Genomic DNA, 16,659 nt, shown 5'->3' with positions numbered 1-16,659 from the left:
TACCGACACGGTCCCTGCTGTTGGAGGCAGGTCGGCGAGTTCTCGCGAGCAGTGACGAAGGCCTGCTGTTAAGCGGCCTGACGGTAGATCAAGTCGCGGAGAGTGCGGGCCTTTCCGGGCAGACTTTTCACACTGCCTTTTCGACCAGGTCTGGTGCTGGGGTCGTCGGCGGCAAGGCTGCCTTCATCGCCGAACTGCTGGACACGTTGCTCGACCACCGAGATCCGAAGTTACGGGCACGGGTCGAAGACGTGGTAGCCGCGCAGTCCGCCGCAGCGATCGGGGACCCGCGGCAGTTGGTTCGGGACATCTGTCGCTGGGACTACGAACGTGTGCGGGACGAAGAAGACACGCAGCTGCGCATCGTTGCCTGTGCGGTCGCTCGCGACAACAAGCGCGCGGTCAGATCGGTCAAGGCGAGCTATAGCGACCTCCTTCGGATCGCGCACGAGACGACCGAAGGAATGTTGCGATCGTGGGGAGCGAGCCTGCGACAGCCGTTCACCCTGGACAAGCTGGCCGTCGTGATGACAGCGCTGGTCGAGGGCCTGGTGTTGCGGTCCCGGTTCGATCCCGAGGCGGTGTCGCCGGAGCTGTTCGGCGACGCTGTGCTGGCGCTGTTCGCCTCGATCATGGATGTCGAGCAGACCCATGAGCACATCGACGACGTCGTTGCGCCGCTCGCAACGGCGGCGATGAGCGAGTACGCGCAGCGTGAGCGCGACCTCCCGGACGACCCGGAGCAGGCGATCGTCGATGCGGCGCGGATCGAGTTCGGCCAGCGCGGCTACTACTCGACTCAGCGCGCGCACATCGCCGCTACGGCGGGTGTCGATCTCGATCTGCTCCGCGCGCTGTACCCGTCGAAGGTCGACATCGTCGCCGCCGGCTTGGAGCCGATGTTCGAGCCGCTCCGACGGCGCGTCACGAGTGATATCAAAGTCCGTCGCAAGCCCAAACAGATCATCGAACGCTACGGTCTTCGCCTTGCCGAACTCATCGTCGCCGACCCCACCTTCATCGAGGCGATGGCTCTCGTGATGAGCGTGCAACGATCGCAGGGGCAGGTTGACTCGACCCTTCTGCGAGAGGCGATGTTCTTCCCCGGCCTGATCGTCGAGACGATCGAAGCCGGCCAGGCCAGTGGAGCGATCACCTCTGACGTGGCGGCGGTCGAGATCGCGGCGGCCTACACCAATAACATCATCTTCCGATGCCTGAGCCGCCGAGAAGAGTCCGGCGAAGAAGTCATGGCGATCGTGAACAGACTCGTGCTGCACGGGGTTATCACGCATGACAGCACAGCGTGAGACTCACGCGGTGCTGTCATAGGTCGAAGATTTCGGGGTGGCGACCGAAGGGTCGCTCTACGTCTCGGAATCGGGATCAACCCTCCGCTGCTTCGGGGTCGATGGAAACGCGGGAGACCCGTGTGGATCGAGCACGATCACCGGCTCGGTGTTCACGCTGCCTCGTTCCCGGAGAACCCGGTACTCGCTGCACGTGCGGATGAGTTTGTCGCTGACAGCCCGAGCCAGCCGTACCGCCAGCTGATCATCAGCCGTGACACCGTCGCCGAGTTCGACGCGGATTTGGAGCCGGCCGCCGACGATCGATGCGACGAACTTCCCGGTCACGTGATCGGCGAATACGGGGTCATCGAGGGCCGGCTGGATCTGTCCCGGAAAGATGTTCGCCCCACCGAAGATCGCGGCAACGTCCGTGCGTCCGTACATCACGAGATAGCCGGCGTCGGGGTTGACCTGTGCCGCAAGGTCGGGACGGGCAGCCGCACGCAGCACGGCAGCGAACTCGTCGCTATCGAACACCGCGCCCTGGTCGTAGACCCGGTACCGCACCAGCGGCACCGTCGCTTCGACCGTGAACAACAGGTACCCGTCCTCGTCGGCCTCGATGAAGCAGACGGTCGGGTCGTACTCGACCAGCGTCGGCTGCACCAGGTCCTCGTCACCGGCTACGCCACTCCAGCCCGACGCCGGACGGCCATTGTCAAACACGACGGCAGCCAGCCGGGCATCATCGCGGGCAGCCCGCCGCACGGTGATCGTCAGCCGTGTTTCGTTGCCGACGAACGCGAGCTCGGACGCCCCGTACACAGCGGTGACCAGCTCGGGCGCGACTGGATGTCCGAGCCGCCCGAGCATGTGGTCACGGACGTCTTCGCTGGTCGGCTCACCACCGATCAGCAACCGGATGTCCTGGCACAGCGCCTCGGCGGGTGTCTGATCCAGCACTTCCCGGACGTGAGGCGGATACCCGGCGATCACCACCTGCTCGAACAGCGGCCCCAGCCGGACCAAGGCGTCCCGCGCCGACGCGAGATCTACTCCGGGCGGAATCACCGTGATCCGGTGACCACGAGCGCGCAGCGCGAGCAACGCCAGCAACACGTATGTGCCGCCCACCCACGTGCCGAACGCGAAACACACGATCACCAGCGTCGACCGGGACGTGGTTCCGTACACGTTCCGGAACAGCCGGTCGAACACCTCGATCCCAGTCTGGAACGATCCCGCTCCGCGGAGCATGTAGATCGGCTGACCAGACGAGCCCGAGCTGGCCACCACCATCGACGGCTCGCTGGCGTCCTGCTGCTCCAGCTGCTCCCCGAGCGGCCACGCGACCAGCAAGTCTTCCTTGGTCATCGGCGGCAGGCTCGCGAAATCCTCCTCGGTCACGATCATCTCGGCCCGCAGGCCGTGCCGGGCCAAGAACGCGGTGTACCCCGGATAGCGGCCGGCCGTGTTGAAGCGGCCGAAAGCGGCCGACAAGCCGGGTTGGACGTGTTTCTTGTTCATGGGGCCTCACAACCATCGACGTGGACGTTGCCCAGGGACTCGTTCCGCGACGCAGTGGTTCGGGCCCTGAGGTACCCGCTATCAGAAGGCGTGTTTTGAGGTGTTTCTTGTGCCGGAAACGGGTTTCGAGGACCCGTGTCGCGCGGAAGGCGAGGATCGATCTCACCGAGGCTGGTCGATGACGGACGCGCCTCTACTGCATGCCGATCACGTGATTGGTTGCCTCGATGCACCGCGCCTGGAACTGGTGGCGGGCGTCATAGTCGAGTTCGAGCAGGAGTGCCCGGACGGCCGCTGTCCACACCCGAATCGCCTGCGGGTTTCGACGTTCGAGCCGGACCATCGCATCGAGCAGTATCGCTAACCGTGCCTCGGCCCGGCCGGAATGCACTCGAAGGGCAGCTTCCAGCAACAGGTGCGAGTGTTTTCCGGCGGCCTCGACGACGGCCGAGTAGACCTCGGCATCGTCCTTAGCCGCGAAGCAGAGCCCGACGGCAATCTGGGCAGCAGCGGCTGCATGGATGTCGTCCCGCCGAATTCTGTCGGCGGCCAGCCCGATGATGAGGGGCCCTCCAATCGTCAGAATGTCACGCGTCGCGATGACGTCGAGTTCGCCGATCAGCGCGCGAGCGGTCACATGCTGGATCGCTGGCACCACGGGACCGGTAAGGAGTCGTGGTTCGACGAGAATCATCGTCAGCGCTTTCGAGAACGCTGGCCCATTGGTCATCAGATTCTCGGCGAGGGTCTCCAGATCCTGGATATCCGGCTGTGAGCGATCTGCATACAACGCAGCGAATGCGCCGCCAATGAGTTCCTCGACCCACGGCACGGACATCGCAATCGTCTGGAGTATTGAACGAACCTGAAGTCGCAGCTGTGGATCCGGATCGTCGACTGCTAAGTCGAGCAGACTATCGAATCCTTCACGATCGATGTCGTTGCGATACCAGATTCCAAGACCGTGCGCTGCCACAGCTCGCACACGTGCGTCATCGCTCTTCAAGAGCCCTGGGCTGGTGAAAACGGCGCGAGCCGCAGCTGATCGTGTTGACGCGTACGATTCGGCACGCTGCGCGGATGTCGTGTCGTCGAGGTAGCGCTGCCGCAGGAGTTCGACGTCGGCGGTGCCGACCTCTTTCAGAACGGAGTTGTCCGCCGAATGCAACGGCAGGTCTCGACGAATGCGTTCTGACAGTGCCGCCAACGCTCGGGGAGGGTCGACATTGTGGAGAGCCCTGGTGGTACCCGCACCGTCGGGCGATTCCCGAACGAGCTCGGCGAGCGTCCCCCGACCGACCGGCCCACACCACGCGATCGAATCCCACACCTCCTGCCGCGCACCTGTCCCTGCGAGACTGTCGAGCAATGTGTTGACGATTCGCTGTTCGTCGGCCTCAGGGACCAGCGCAAGAACGCGCGCCAGATGCACCGACGTCATCAGGCCGCCACTCCAGAGCCGCCAAATCCGATCGATCACGTCCTCCCGACTAGCTTGATCGGGTGGAAGACCGCCGCTGGCCGCCGCGAGTACCGACGCGAACCACCCGAGCCCGTCGCCGTCGCTCACGGCAGCCTCGTGAACTATCTCTGTGACAACTGCTGTGTCGGCGGGCTCACCACCATCGGCTTCAAGACCGATCGCGAAATCGAGCACGTTCGCCCAAGCCGGATGAAACCAGCAGCGCTGCTTGATCGCTGCAACATCCTCGATGGTCATGCCGATCAGGCGGGTGGCAGCAAGATACTCGTGCACACTGCGGTGAACCCATGTCACGGGGCCGTCACCCAGCGGCTGGCTGCTACTGGTCCCAGGTTGCACAAGGATGCCGATCTCACGGATCGGCGCCCAGGCATAACTCCGTCCCGGAAATGGTTGCGGCCCTTCGCGGGCCAGAACCGCGTCGCATACTTCAACCTGAACCGCGTCGCGCCAGCCGACGCCGGTTGCCATCGCCCACGCCAATGATCCCAGGCTCGCCAAGTGTGCGGCCCGTCGAGCGCCATCCTGCCTCTGGACGCCGGTCGCTGGATAGCTCGCATCAACCTTCCACGCCTGGGCGATAAAGCGGTCCACAACCTGTCGGTAGAGTCCGGCACGTGTCGGAGCAACTACTTCAGTCTCGGCGACCCATGCGCAGAAGGCGGCGATCAATGGCACTTGAACAAACCGCCGCAGCGGCGACACCGGGGTAATCGCCGGTTCCAGCCGTGCGCGGGGAACTGAGCGTCCACGCACCTCGAACCAGGATGACCACAGCTGACGGACTTGTGACTCTTCAAGAAGCCCAAGCATCATGTAGCGCGGGGCAGGAGCGTCGTTCCGATGATCGAAGGGATCGTCGTAGCCCGCCCGGCGGGCACTCAGCACTACCTGGAGGCGCGGCCCGGCCTGTATATGGAGCCACTGCACTGCCTGGCGGAACGCACTCCGGTCGGTATCCTCAAAGATTTCGTCATACGCGTCGATGAGTACGACCGCTGGGCCATTCCCGTCGATCCGGTCGCGCAGCAGCTCACGCTCTGATGTCGTAGATGCTCGTCCAATCGCGCGGATCTCGGCCGCAGCAGCGGCCAGCACCGCGTCTGTGGGATTCGCAGATGTGCGCCAGCGTCGCGCCAGTTCGGCGGCATGAACAAAAAGAGGGATCGTAACTCGAAGGGGATCGTCGCCCCGCTCCAGGGCGACGAGGCCGTCCTCACCGATCGATCGCGCGTGGCGCCGGAGTTGCCACGTCTTACCGAACCCCGCGTCGGCAAGGACAACGACGACCGGCACTGTCGCTACCGCCTGCTGCCAAGCCACGTCGCCCCGAAGCGTCGGTGATGAATCGTCATACACTTCAGCCGATCCCGCCGACTCCGGCGGATCAGTGCTGACGGTCACCTTTCGTCCCTGGAACCCCGTTGCCATGTCCGTGAACGGCAGCCACGGCGACGTCGCGGCCAGCGCAGTAGTCAGCGCCCTAAGGTAGGCGATCAACGGAGCGCCGTGAGCGTCACTCCTCGCCTCTCGCAAGTCGCGCTTATCCGATACTGCTTGATAGGCGAGTTCCGCGGCATTCAGGGTCTTTCTCGCTTGCTCCAGCTCACGCCGACGGACACCCAGCTCGAAATTGACAGTGAACCGTTCGGCAACGAAGCGGTCGACTACATCGCACAGCCTCTGACTCGGCGGCTTCCAGCCGACAACGTCACCGTCGGAGATCAAACGCCGGTACGTCGCCGGCGCTACTCCAATCGCACGTGCCACCTGCCCCGACGAAAGATCCTCGTCCTGGACGAATCGATACGCGGCAACGGTCGCCTTCTTGAGCGTACGCAAACAAACGGCGTAGTCGGCACGTGCCTGCTCGAGGTCGGCCTGATCAGTCGACACGCAGCCATCATCCATGATCAGCATTCGTCCAGCGTTGGCTTCTTGGAAGCATCGCCGGCGAGGGCGACAGACGCTGATCAGGGCCTCGCCACCACCTCAACCTCCACCGGGCCTTGACCCCACAGCGAGAAACGCCCGGAAGACGGACATGAACGAAGCTCCGGCATAGCCGAGGCTTCGCTTCGTTCGACCGTGACAGACCCGCTCACCCTGACCTATGTTTTCTGTCGAGGGTTCGAGTAAGGCTGTGATGGTGGGGCGGGCGGGGCTCGAACCCGCGACCAATGGATTATGAGTCCACGGCTCTAACCGACTGAGCTACCGCCCCGAACACGCCGCAACTCCGGCAACTCGGATGCTACCGGGTTGCCGGAGTTGCGCGCATCGGTCGTCAGGCTTGTGCGCGTATGGCGTCGAACACGGCCGGATCGACCAGTGTGCTGGTATCGCCGAGCTCGCGGCCCTCGGCGACATCACGCAGCAGCCGCCGCATGATCTTGCCGGAGCGAGTCTTCGGGAGTTCCGGCACGATGTGGATGTCGCGCGGCCGGGCAATCGGCGAGATCTCCTTCGACACCTCCGCCTTCAATTCCTGCACGACCGTCGCCGGGTCTGCGTCGGCCGCATCCGCGGTCAGGATGACGAACGCGACGATCCCTTGCCCGGTGGTCGCGTCGCTCGCCCCGACCACGGCGGCCTCGGCGACCCCGGAATGCCCGACCAGCGCCGATTCCACCTCGGCGGTGGAGATCCGGTGCCCGGATACGTTCATCACGTCGTCCACCCGGCCGAGCACCCAGTACGCACCGTCGGCGTCGATCCGGGCGCCGTCACCGGCGAAATACCAGCCCTGCTCGGCGTAGCGGTCCCAGTAGGTCTCCTGATACCGCTGCGGGTCACCCCAGATGCCGCGCAGCATGGCCGGCCACGGCTGATCGAGGACCAGGTAGCCGACGGCCTCGCCGTCGCCGTCGGCCAGATCGTGTCCGTCCTCGTCCACCACCTGCGCAGCGATCCCCGGTAGGGGACCCATCGCTGCGCCCGGCTTGGCTGCGGTCAGACCGGGCAACGGCGACATCATGATCGCGCCCGTCTCGGTCTGCCACCAGGTGTCCACGATCGGCGCGCGGTCGCCGCCGATATTCGTCCGGTACCAGCGCCACGCCTCGGGGTTGATCGGCTCGCCCACCGATCCGAGCAGCCGGATGCTGGACAGGTCGTGTGCGGCCGGGATCTCCGCGCCCCACTTCATGAACGTGCGGACCATCGTCGGGGCGGTGTAGTAGATGCTGACCCGGCGGTCGGCGATGATCTCGAAGTGCCGGTGCTCGTCCGGGTAATTCGGCGTCCCCTCGTACACGATCTGCGTGGCCCGGTTGGCCAGCGGCCCGTAGACGATGTAGCTATGCCCGGTCACCCACCCGATGTCGGCGGTACACCAGTAGACATCCACGCCCGGCTTGTGGTCGAACACGTAGTGGTGGGTGTAGGCCGCCTGGGTCAGGTACCCCCCGGTCGTGTGCACGATCCCCTTCGGTTTCCCGGTGGTGCCGGAGGTGTAGAGGATGAACAACGGATGCTCGGCATCCATGCCCATCGCCGTGTGCTCCGGCGACTGTTCGGCGACCGTCTCGTGCCACCACACGTCGCGACCGGCGGTCCACGGCACATCCTGCCCGGTCCGCCGGACCACCAGCACCTGCTCCACCGACAGCTCGCCGTCGCCCGGCATCGCCAGCGCCTCGTCCACCGCCGACTTCAGGCCGGCCGGCTTGCCCCGCCGCCACTGGCCGTCCGCGGTGATCACCAGCCGGGCCCGGGCATCGTCGACGCGCGAACGCAACGCCGTCGGCGAGAACCCGGCGAACACCACGCTGTGGGTCAGGCCGAGCCGAGCGCAGGCCAACATCGCCACGATCGCCTCGGGCACCATCGGTAGATAGATCGCGACCCGATCACCGGCGACCAACCCCAACGAGGTGAAATAGTTCGCGGCTCGCGACACCTCGGCGAGCAGATCGGCATAGGTGATATCGCGGGTGTCGCCGGGCTCGCCGATCCAGTGGATCGCCACCTGATCGCCGAACCCGGCGGCGACATGCCGGTCGACACAGTTGACTGCCACGTTGAGCTTTCCGCCGACGAACCATTTCGCCACCGGCGCGCCGGACCAGTCCAGCACCTGCTCCCACGGGGTGTCCCAGCTGAGCCGGCGCGCCTGCTCGGCCCAGAAGGCCTCGCGATCCGCCGCCGCGGCCTCGTACAGCGCCGCCCCACCATTGGCCTGCGCGGCGAACTCGGCCGAAGGGGGGTAGGCATCGGTGACCGGTTCGGTCGGGGTCGACATGTGATCGCTCTCCTCGAATGCTGATGGATCAGTGGGTGACGGCTTTTTCGACGCCGACGCCGGTCAACGAACGGACTTCCATCTCGGCGTTGCGCGCCGGGTCGCCGCGGTCCGACGACAGCAGCGTGCCGACGATGCCGAGAACGAATCCGAGCGGAATGGACACGATGCCCGGGTTGGACAACGGGAACCAGTCGAAGTCCGCGCTCGGAATCATCGACGTCTTGGCGCCGGACACCGCGGGCGAGAAGACGATGAGCACGATGGTCGAGATCAGCCCGCCGTACATGCTGGCCAGCGCGCCCGCGGTGTTGAACCGACGCCAGAACAGCGAGTACACGATGGTCGGCAGGTTGGCCGCCGCGGCGACCGCGAAGGCCAGCGCTACCAAGAACGCGATGTTCTGTCCGTTGGCCAGGATGCCGAGTCCGATCGCGAGCACGCCGATCACGACCGCGGTGATCCGAGACACCCGGACCTGGTCGGCACCGCTCGCTGCGCCACGCTTGATCACGCTGGCGTAGATGTCGTGCGCGAACGACGCCGACGCGGTGATCGTGAGCCCGGCCACAACGGCAAGGATAGTCGCGAACGCGACCGCCGAGATCACCCCCAGCAGCACCACGCCACCGAGCTCGAACGCCAGCAAGGGAGCGGCCGAGTTCTGCCCGCCGGCCGAGGCGAGGATCTTGTCCGGACCGACGATCGCTGCCGCGCCGTACCCGAGCACCAGAGTGAACAGGTAGAACGCGCCGATCAGTGCGATCGCCCAGACCACCGAGCGGCGGGCCTCCTTGGCGGTCGGCACGGTGTAGAACCGCATCAGCACGTGCGGCAGGCCGGCCGTGCCGAGCACCAAGGCGATCGCCAGGGAGACGAAGTTCAACCGAGCGGTGTCGCTGCCGCCGTACTGGGCGCCGGGCGCGAGGACGTCCCGGGCCGCGACCGTCGTGCTGGTCGAATCGGACACCGCGTTCTGCGCCGCACCGAGGATCTCCGACAGGTTGAAGCCGAACTTCGCCAACACCAGGACGGTCATGAACGCCGCACCGGTGATCAGCAACACCGCCTTGATGATCTGCACCCAGGTGGTGCCTTTCATCCCGCCGACCAGCACGTAGACGATCATCAACAGGCCGACCACCGCGATCACCACCGACTGCCCGGCCCGGTTGCTGATGTTGAGCAGCAGCGCTACCAGTCCGCCGGCGCCGGCCATCTGGGCAAGCAGATAGAACAGCGATACCGTCAGCGTGGACAACGCCGCTGCGGTGCGGACCGGACGTTCCTTCAGCCGGAAGCTGAGCACGTCGGCCATGGTGAACTTGCCGGTGTTCCGCAACAGCTCGGCGACCAGCAACAACGCGACCAGCCAGGCCACCAGGAAGCCGATCGAGTAGAGGAATCCGTCGTAGCCGTACACCGCGATCGCGCCGGCGATCCCGAGGAAGCTGGCCGCGGACAGGTAGTCGCCGGCGATCGCCACCCCGTTCTGGGGGCCGGAGAAGCCACCCCCGGCGGTGAAGAACTCCGACGCGGTGGCGTTGCGCCGACTGGCCCGGATCACCACGACCATGGTGACGGCGACGAAAGCCCCGAAGATGGCGATGTTGGCAGCCGGATTACCGACCGCCTCGGCAGCGAGCAGCGTCGGGTTCATGACCGTCCCGCCATTTCCGCACGCAGGTCGGCGGCGAGCGGATCGAGCCGCCGCCCGGCGTACCAGACATAGAGTCCGGTGATCGCGAACGTGGTGAGGAACTGTGCGAGGCCGAGCAACAGACCGACGTTGATGTTGCCGAACACCTTGGTCGCCATGAAGTCGTGCGCGTACGCGCCGAGCAAGACGTAGACGAAGTACCAGGTCAGGAAAAACGCCGTCACCGGGAAGACGAAGCGACGGAGCCGGCGACGCAGCTCCTGGAATTCGGGTTCGGCCTGAACCCGCAGGTAGTCGGCACCGTCCGGGCCGAGCCGGACATCCGGTGATGAATGGGGTTCGTCGGTGGTGGTCATCGATGACTCCGTCGGGCGGAAGGGGTGATTGTGGTCCCGCTCACAGTGACAGAGGCGCGTCGCGGCTCACATACGTCGCCGCCGGGCGTGCGACGAGCGGTCATTTCGCTGCGACGAGCGGTCGATCCGGGCCAGCCGGTCGACGCCCATCCCGATCCGTTCCGGTGCGTGCATCCGGGCGAACGTCCGCACCACGTCGAGCGGTACGCGGCGCCGGTCGAACCGGCTGACCAGCACCATCACGCCGAACGAGAGCGGCACGGTCACCGCGGCCGGGTAGCCGAGGATCGCCGCCGGCCAGCCGCCCGCGACCAGGTCGCTCGGCCCACCCAGGGCCGCCACCGTCGTCGCCGCCGCCGCGCTGCCACCGCCCACGACCAGACCGGCGGCCGCGCCGGTGACGGTCAGCCCGCGCCACCAGATGCCCAGCAACAGCAACGGACACAACGTGGACGCGGCGACCGCGAAGACCAGACCGACCGTCCGCGAAACATCCAGCGAATCGACCGACAAGCTCAGCGCCACCGGGACCGACCCACCGATGACCGCCGCAACCCGGAAATCGCGCACCCGGCCCGGCAACAGATCGGTGCTCAACACCGCTGCCGCGGTGACCAGGAGCCCGGACGAGGTGGACAGGAACGCTGCCAGCGCACCGGCGGCAACCAACGCGGCGAGGAGCCGGCCGACCACCCCACCGAACGCCGCGCCGGGCAGGAGCAGGACCGCCGCATCCGACGTGCCGGTGATCATCAGCTGTGGCAGATAGCTGCGGGCCAGCACCCCCAACCCGATCGGAAACAGGTAGAACAGCCCGACCAGCCCGATCACCGCCAGCGCGGTCGCCCGCGCCGCCTGGCCCTCCGGGTTGGTGTAGAACCGCACCAGCACGTGTGGCAACCCCATCGTGCCCAGGAACAGCGCCACGATCAGCGAATACACCTGATACGTGGGATGCCCGCCGCCGAACCCGTTACCCGGGCGCAACCAGTCGGCGTCGCTGCCGGGCGCCCCGTCCACCACCGGCGTCACCGCACCGGCCTCGAACACCACGGTCGTGCCGGCCGCGAACTCGTGCCGACCGGCGACCAGCGTGCTCGCCACCCCGTCCACGACCACCGGCTGGGTCGTCGCGACCTGCACCACCACGTCGGTCCGGATGTCGACCGTGGTCCGTTCGGCGAGCACCGGGGGTGCCGGATCGCCGAGCGTGCGCTGATCGGCGACGAAGGCACCGGCCAGGACCACGGCCGGCACGGCGATCGCGGTCAGTTTGAGCCAGAACTGGAACCCCTGAACGAACGTGATGGACCGCATCCCGCCGCCGACCACGTTCGCCGTCACGATCGCCGCGACCGCTACCGCACCGACCCAGGTCGGCGCGCCGAGCACGATGGCCAGGGTCAGGCCGGCGCCCTGGTACTGCGGCACCAGGTACAGCAGACAGATCAGCACCACGATTGCCGTCGTGACCCCACGCAATCGAGTCGAACCGAGCCGGAACTCGGCGAAATCGGGCACCGTATAGGCGCCCGAGCGGCGCAGTGGGGCGGCGACGAACAACAACAGACCGAGATAGCCGGCGGTGAATCCGACCGGAAACCACAACGCGTCCGCGCCGAACTTCGCGATCAGGCCGGCGACACCGAGGAACGACGCCGCCGACAGGTACTCCCCGGCGATCGCGGCCGCGTTCCACCGCGCGCCCACGCTGCGTGAGGCGACCAGGAAGTCGGAGGTGGTACGGGACAACCGGACACCGTAGGCACCGATCACCACGGTCGTCACGGCCACCGCGACCAGTGCCGATACCGTCAGCGGCGCGGACCCGGTCACCTCACTCCCCGACCAGGCTGGTGAATTCGCGCTCGATCCGCTCGGCCGCCTGCACGTACCTGCGCCCGACGAGATACAGCAGGATGAACGCCACCCCGCCGAGCAGCAACCAGACCAGTCGAACGCCCAGCACGTTCGCCGTCGGCAGTCCTGGTACCAGCGCCGTCAGCAGCGGAATCGCGCCGAGCAGGCCCACGGCGACGATCGCCGATCGCACCGCGAGCGCCAGCTGGGCCCGGACCAGGCCGTCGACCAGCGCGGCCCCGACCGCCGTCTGCTCGGTGACTTCGACCCGGGTACGCACCAACCGGGCGCCGCGGCGCCGGCCGAGCACCACCCGCTGCCGGGGTGGGCGGGTGGTCATCCGGCTGTCCCCCCGGGCCGCAGCCATCGCTGGCGCAGCGCTCGGGCGTGCCGACGACTCACCGGCAGCTCGGCGGCCGGTTCCCGACCGTTCGACCGCAGACAGACCACGACCCCGTTGCCCAGCGAGCGGGTGCCGGTGACGAACGCGAGCGAGACCAGGTAGGACCGGTGCACCCGCTGGAACCCGACCTCCGCCCACCGCGCCTCCAGCGCCGAGATCGGGATCCGAACCAGGTGCGCGCCGCCGGTCGCGTGCAGCCGTGAATAGTCGCCTTCGGCCTCCACCCAACCCACGCTCGCCCGCGGGACCAGGGTCGTCACCCCGCCCAGCTCCACCGGAATCACCGTCGCCGGAGCCGGCGACGTCCCCGGGTCGCCGCGCGTACTCGCGATCCGCCGCACCGCGGCGGCCAGCCTCGCCTCCCGGACCGGTTTCAGCAGGTAATCCACCGCACCGACATCGAACGCGGCCACCGCCCGATCGTCGTGCGCGGTGACGAACACCACGGCCGGCGGGACGGCGAAACCGGCCAGCACCCCGGCGAGTTCCATCCCGTTCATCCCGGGCATGTTGATGTCGAGAAACACCGCGTCGACCGGTTCGGCAGCCAGCACGCGCAGCGTCTGCGCCGCGTCGCTCGCCGCGACCACCCGCTCGACCTGCTCTTGGCCGCGGAGCAGATAGACCAGTTCGTCCAGCGCCGGCGGCTCGTCGTCCACCGCCAGCACGACCAGCCGCGGCCCGGTCATGTCCGTACCCCCGGCCGGAACTTGGGCACCCGCATGATCACCTTCGTCCCTGCGCCCAGCGCGGTCTCGACGACCAGGCCGTACTCGTCACCGAACGCGGCCCGCATCCGATCGTCCACGTTCGCCAGGCCGACGTGCGCCAGTTCGCCGGTACTCGTCGGACCGGAGCTGTCGACCGCATCGATCTCGCCCGACCGCAGCAGCGCCGGATCCATCCCGACCCCGTCGTCTTCGATGCTGAGGACACAGTCCGCGCCCTCGTCGGCCGCCAGGATGGTTACCGTACCGCTCGCTCGACCGGCCAGGCCGTGCCGAACCGCGTTCTCCACCAACGGCTGCAGCGCGAGAAACGGCAACACCACGCTCAGTGTCTCCGGCGCTACCTGCACCCGAACCCGCAGCGCCGCACCGAATCTGGCCCGTTCCAAGGCGAGGTAACGATCGATGTTGCGCAGCTCGTCGGCCAGCACGGTGAACTCGCCGGCAGTCCGAAACGAGTACCGGGTGAAGTCGGCGAACTCCAGGATGAGTTCGCGGGCGCGGCTCGGGTCGGTGCGGACGAACGAGGCGATCGTGGTCAGCGCGTTGTAGATGAAGTGTGGGCTGATCTGCGCCCGGAGCATCCGGATCTCCGCGCGGTCCAGCCGGGTGCGGGACGCGTCCAGCTCAGCGAGTTCCAGCTGACCGCAGACGTAGTCGGCAACCTGCTGAACCACACCGAGCAGCCCCGGCCCAGGCGATACGTCGGTGACGACGCCGAGCACGCCGAGCGACCCGGAGGCGTCCGCGAGCAGCGGCTGGACGATCAGCGCGCCGGGTCCCGGTTTTCGGACGACGAGCACCCGCCGGTCCACGGCCGGACCGGTCCCCGCCGCCTGCGCGGCGGCGGCCTGAAACGCCGCACCGAGCTCACGGCCGCCCCCGGACCACGCCAGAACCGTCCCGTCCGGGTCGGCAATCGCCACCCCGGCCGCGCCGATCAGTCGACGCAATTGTGGGGCGGCGGCCCCGGCGGACCGCTCGTCCAAGCCGGCTCGCAGCGGGTCTGCCGCGGCCGCGGCCATCCGCAGGGCCTCGTGGACGGCCCGCTCGGCCGGGGTGGTCAGCGTACGCCGAGACCGCGTCCACACCCATCCCGCGACCGCGAGCACGACGACAGCCGACACTGTGGCGACGATCACAGGTATCAGCGTATCGGCGGCACCACGGCTGCTACGCTGCGGCGACGTCCTCGCACCCGCCCAGCACGCCCACCATCCGGCTCCGCACGCCGGCGCCCGGGCTGCTCACCCTGCCGTGGGACCGCCCGCTGGCCGACTGGACCGCGCCGCAGGTCCCGTTGCGCGAACTGCCCGTCGGCCCGCACCGGCACCCGGTCCGATTCGTCGACTCCGACGACCGGCTGTGGGCGGTCAAGGAACTGCCGCGACACCTGGCCGAACGCGAGTATCGGGTATTGCGCCGACTCGAAGAATTTCGGCTGCCCGCCGCGCGGCCGGCCGGGATCGTGCTCCCCGGCGGCCGGGACGCCATCCTGATCACTCGCTACCTGGACGCCACGTGGCAGTACCGACGGGTGTTCCTGAACCTGCCGCCCGACCAGCCGGCACAACGAGCTCGACTGCTCGACGCCATGGTCACGTTGTTGGTCGAGCTGCACCGCCACGGCGTGTTCTGGGGTGACTGCTCGTTGGCCAACACCCTGTTCTCCCGCGACGGGCAACTGCTGCAGGCGTGGTTCGTCGACGCCGAGACCAGCGAGGTACACCCGTCGCTGAGCGACGGGCAGCGACGCCATGACCTGGACATCCTGATCGAGAACGTGGCGATGGGCCTGCTCGACCTGGCCGCGCGGTTGGACCGACTGGCGCTGAGCTCGGCGTTGATCGCCGAGGCCCAGGGCATCGCCGATCGCTATCACGCACTATGGGACCTGATCCACGCCGAACCGACCTTTGCCTTCACCGACCGGTACCGCGTGGAAGGTACCGTCCATCGGCTCAACGATCTCGGCTTCACCGTCGACGAGGTGGACCTCACCCCACGGCCGGACGGCCGGTTGCGGTTGTCGATTCGGGTCGGCGAACGGAACTATCACGCGCAGTTGCTGCGACAGCTCACCGGCCTGGACGTCGGGGCCGGTCAGGCCGCCATTCTGCTGGGCGACTTCCGGTCGTACCGAGCCGCGAACCGACCGGAGATCGCCGACCACGAACCCGATCTCGACCTGGCCGCCCGGTGGGTGCTCCAGGTGCTGAATCCGGGCATGGCCCGCGCGCACGCCGCCGTCGGACGGGTGGGCGAGCCGCTCCAGGCCTACTGCGACCTGCTGGAAGTCCGATGGCTGCTCAGCGAGCGGGCCGGCCGTGATGTGGGCGACGCGGCCGCGCTGGCGGAACTGGGCGGCGCGGCGCCGACCGACTCGGCCGCCCGGCTGAGTATCGGCGAACTGCCCAGCACCGAGCCAGACTGAGCGGCAACCGATCTCGCCCGATATCGACCAGCTGACATCACTTCGTCGGCAACAGCGCCGACGATACCGTCGCCAGCACGTCCACAAGATCGGTGATCGGCGGCCGCTCCTCGCTGCGTAGCCATTCGTACACCAAGGCATGCACGGTGCCGATCAACGCGGTCGCCGCCATCGGGTAGCCGCCGACCGGCCGTACCTCGGAACCCAGGGTGGCCCGGACCGCGATCTCGAACGTCTGGGCCCAGGCCGCCCGACGCGCTCGCCGGTGTTCCTCGACGGCAGGACTGACACCGACCGTCTCGACGAACGACACCTGGGCCCGCCGGGCATCCGGCCCGAGCGCGCCGACGTAGGCGGTCAGGATCCGCTCCGCGACCGCGCGCGGCCGGCTCATCGGCGGACCGATCACCGCCGCGAGTACGGCGGCTCGGGCATCACTTTGGATCCGGTCGTCGACCGCGACGAGCAACGCCTCCCGGTCTTCGAACGCCTCGTAGAACTGCCGTCGGGACAACCCCGCCGCGGCACAGACATCGGAGACCGAGCTGTGCGCGTATCCGTTGTCGGCAAAGACCTGCAGACCGGCATCGATGAACCGGTTGCGGCGATCGGCGCGACGATCCGCAACCGGCCGGCCGCCGTAGCGGCGCGCAATCGGCGCACTCACGCGGGC

General features: G+C 67.6%; 12 protein-coding genes and 1 tRNA gene. 2 read left to right on the top strand and 11 right to left on the bottom strand.

The features are described from left to right. The first annotated feature begins 20 nt into the window (after nucleotides 1–20). On the top strand, nucleotides 21–1,310 hold the full coding sequence (locus tag KV203_RS06330; RefSeq protein ID WP_157079754.1) for a TetR/AcrR family transcriptional regulator: 1,290 nt from the start codon (nucleotides 21–23) through the stop codon (nucleotides 1,308–1,310). A gap of 57 nt (nucleotides 1,311–1,367) precedes the next feature. On the opposite strand, the gene KV203_RS06325 is transcribed toward KV203_RS06330, so the two are convergent. The 10 genes from KV203_RS06325 to KV203_RS06280 form a co-directional block, all read right to left on the bottom strand. Further along, on the bottom strand, nucleotides 1,368–2,819 hold the full coding sequence (locus tag KV203_RS06325) for a phenylacetate--CoA ligase family protein (RefSeq protein ID WP_066468982.1): 1,452 nt from the start codon (nucleotides 2,817–2,819) through the stop codon (nucleotides 1,368–1,370). Between the two features lie 193 nt (nucleotides 2,820–3,012). Next, a complete protein-coding gene (locus KV203_RS06320) occupies nucleotides 3,013–6,222 on the bottom strand; it encodes an NACHT domain-containing protein (RefSeq protein ID WP_157079755.1) in 3,210 nt (1,069 codons plus the stop codon). Between the two features lie 227 nt (nucleotides 6,223–6,449). Next, a tRNA-Ile gene (locus KV203_RS06315) sits at nucleotides 6,450–6,526 on the bottom strand. A 63-nt stretch (nucleotides 6,527–6,589) separates the two neighbouring features. Then, on the bottom strand, nucleotides 6,590–8,545 hold the full coding sequence (gene acs / locus KV203_RS06310) for an acetate--CoA ligase (RefSeq protein WP_066468990.1): 1,956 nt from the start codon (nucleotides 8,543–8,545) through the stop codon (nucleotides 6,590–6,592). A 28-nt stretch (nucleotides 8,546–8,573) separates the two neighbouring features. After that, nucleotides 8,574–10,205: a solute symporter family protein gene (locus tag KV203_RS06305; RefSeq protein ID WP_066468992.1), complete on the bottom strand. Its 1,632-nt coding sequence runs from the start codon at nucleotides 10,203–10,205 to the stop codon at nucleotides 8,574–8,576. Further along, on the bottom strand, nucleotides 10,202–10,561 hold the full coding sequence (locus KV203_RS06300) for a DUF485 domain-containing protein (RefSeq protein ID WP_066468994.1): 360 nt from the start codon (nucleotides 10,559–10,561) through the stop codon (nucleotides 10,202–10,204). Before KV203_RS06300 ends, KV203_RS06305 begins: the two co-directional genes overlap by 4 nt. Before the next feature lie 66 nt (nucleotides 10,562–10,627). Further along, nucleotides 10,628–12,397 (bottom strand): sodium/solute symporter, encoded by a 1,770-nt coding sequence (locus tag KV203_RS06295; protein ID WP_066468995.1) that lies wholly within the window; start codon nucleotides 12,395–12,397, stop codon nucleotides 10,628–10,630. Between the two features lies 1 nt (nucleotide 12,398). Continuing rightward, nucleotides 12,399–12,761: a hypothetical protein gene (locus KV203_RS06290; RefSeq protein WP_066469209.1), complete on the bottom strand. Its 363-nt coding sequence runs from the start codon at nucleotides 12,759–12,761 to the stop codon at nucleotides 12,399–12,401. Then, the gene (locus KV203_RS06285) at nucleotides 12,758–13,513 is read right to left on the bottom strand and encodes a LytR/AlgR family response regulator transcription factor (RefSeq protein WP_066468996.1); all 756 of its coding nucleotides are present in this window, start codon (nucleotides 13,511–13,513) and stop codon (nucleotides 12,758–12,760) included. Before KV203_RS06285 ends, KV203_RS06290 begins: the two co-directional genes overlap by 4 nt. Next, the gene (locus KV203_RS06280; protein WP_083529942.1) at nucleotides 13,510–14,703 is read right to left on the bottom strand and encodes a histidine kinase; all 1,194 of its coding nucleotides are present in this window, start codon (nucleotides 14,701–14,703) and stop codon (nucleotides 13,510–13,512) included. Before KV203_RS06280 ends, KV203_RS06285 begins: the two co-directional genes overlap by 4 nt. 65 nt (nucleotides 14,704–14,768) lie before the next feature. Here KV203_RS06280 and KV203_RS06275 point away from each other — a divergent pair, with 65 nt between their 5' ends. Beyond that, complete coding sequence (locus KV203_RS06275; protein ID WP_066469216.1) at nucleotides 14,769–15,986, top strand: DUF4032 domain-containing protein; 1,218 nt, start codon at nucleotides 14,769–14,771, stop codon at nucleotides 15,984–15,986. A 37-nt stretch (nucleotides 15,987–16,023) separates the two neighbouring features. On the opposite strand, the gene KV203_RS06270 is transcribed toward KV203_RS06275, so the two are convergent. After that, on the bottom strand, nucleotides 16,024–16,653 hold the full coding sequence (locus KV203_RS06270) for a TetR/AcrR family transcriptional regulator (RefSeq protein ID WP_066469000.1): 630 nt from the start codon (nucleotides 16,651–16,653) through the stop codon (nucleotides 16,024–16,026). Between the last annotated feature and the right edge of the window lie 6 nt (nucleotides 16,654–16,659).

The organism is Skermania piniformis (genome assembly GCF_019285775.1).
Lineage (GTDB): Bacteria > Actinomycetota > Actinomycetes > Mycobacteriales > Mycobacteriaceae > Skermania > Skermania pinensis.
This window is presented reverse-complemented; position numbering and strand designations above follow the sequence as displayed.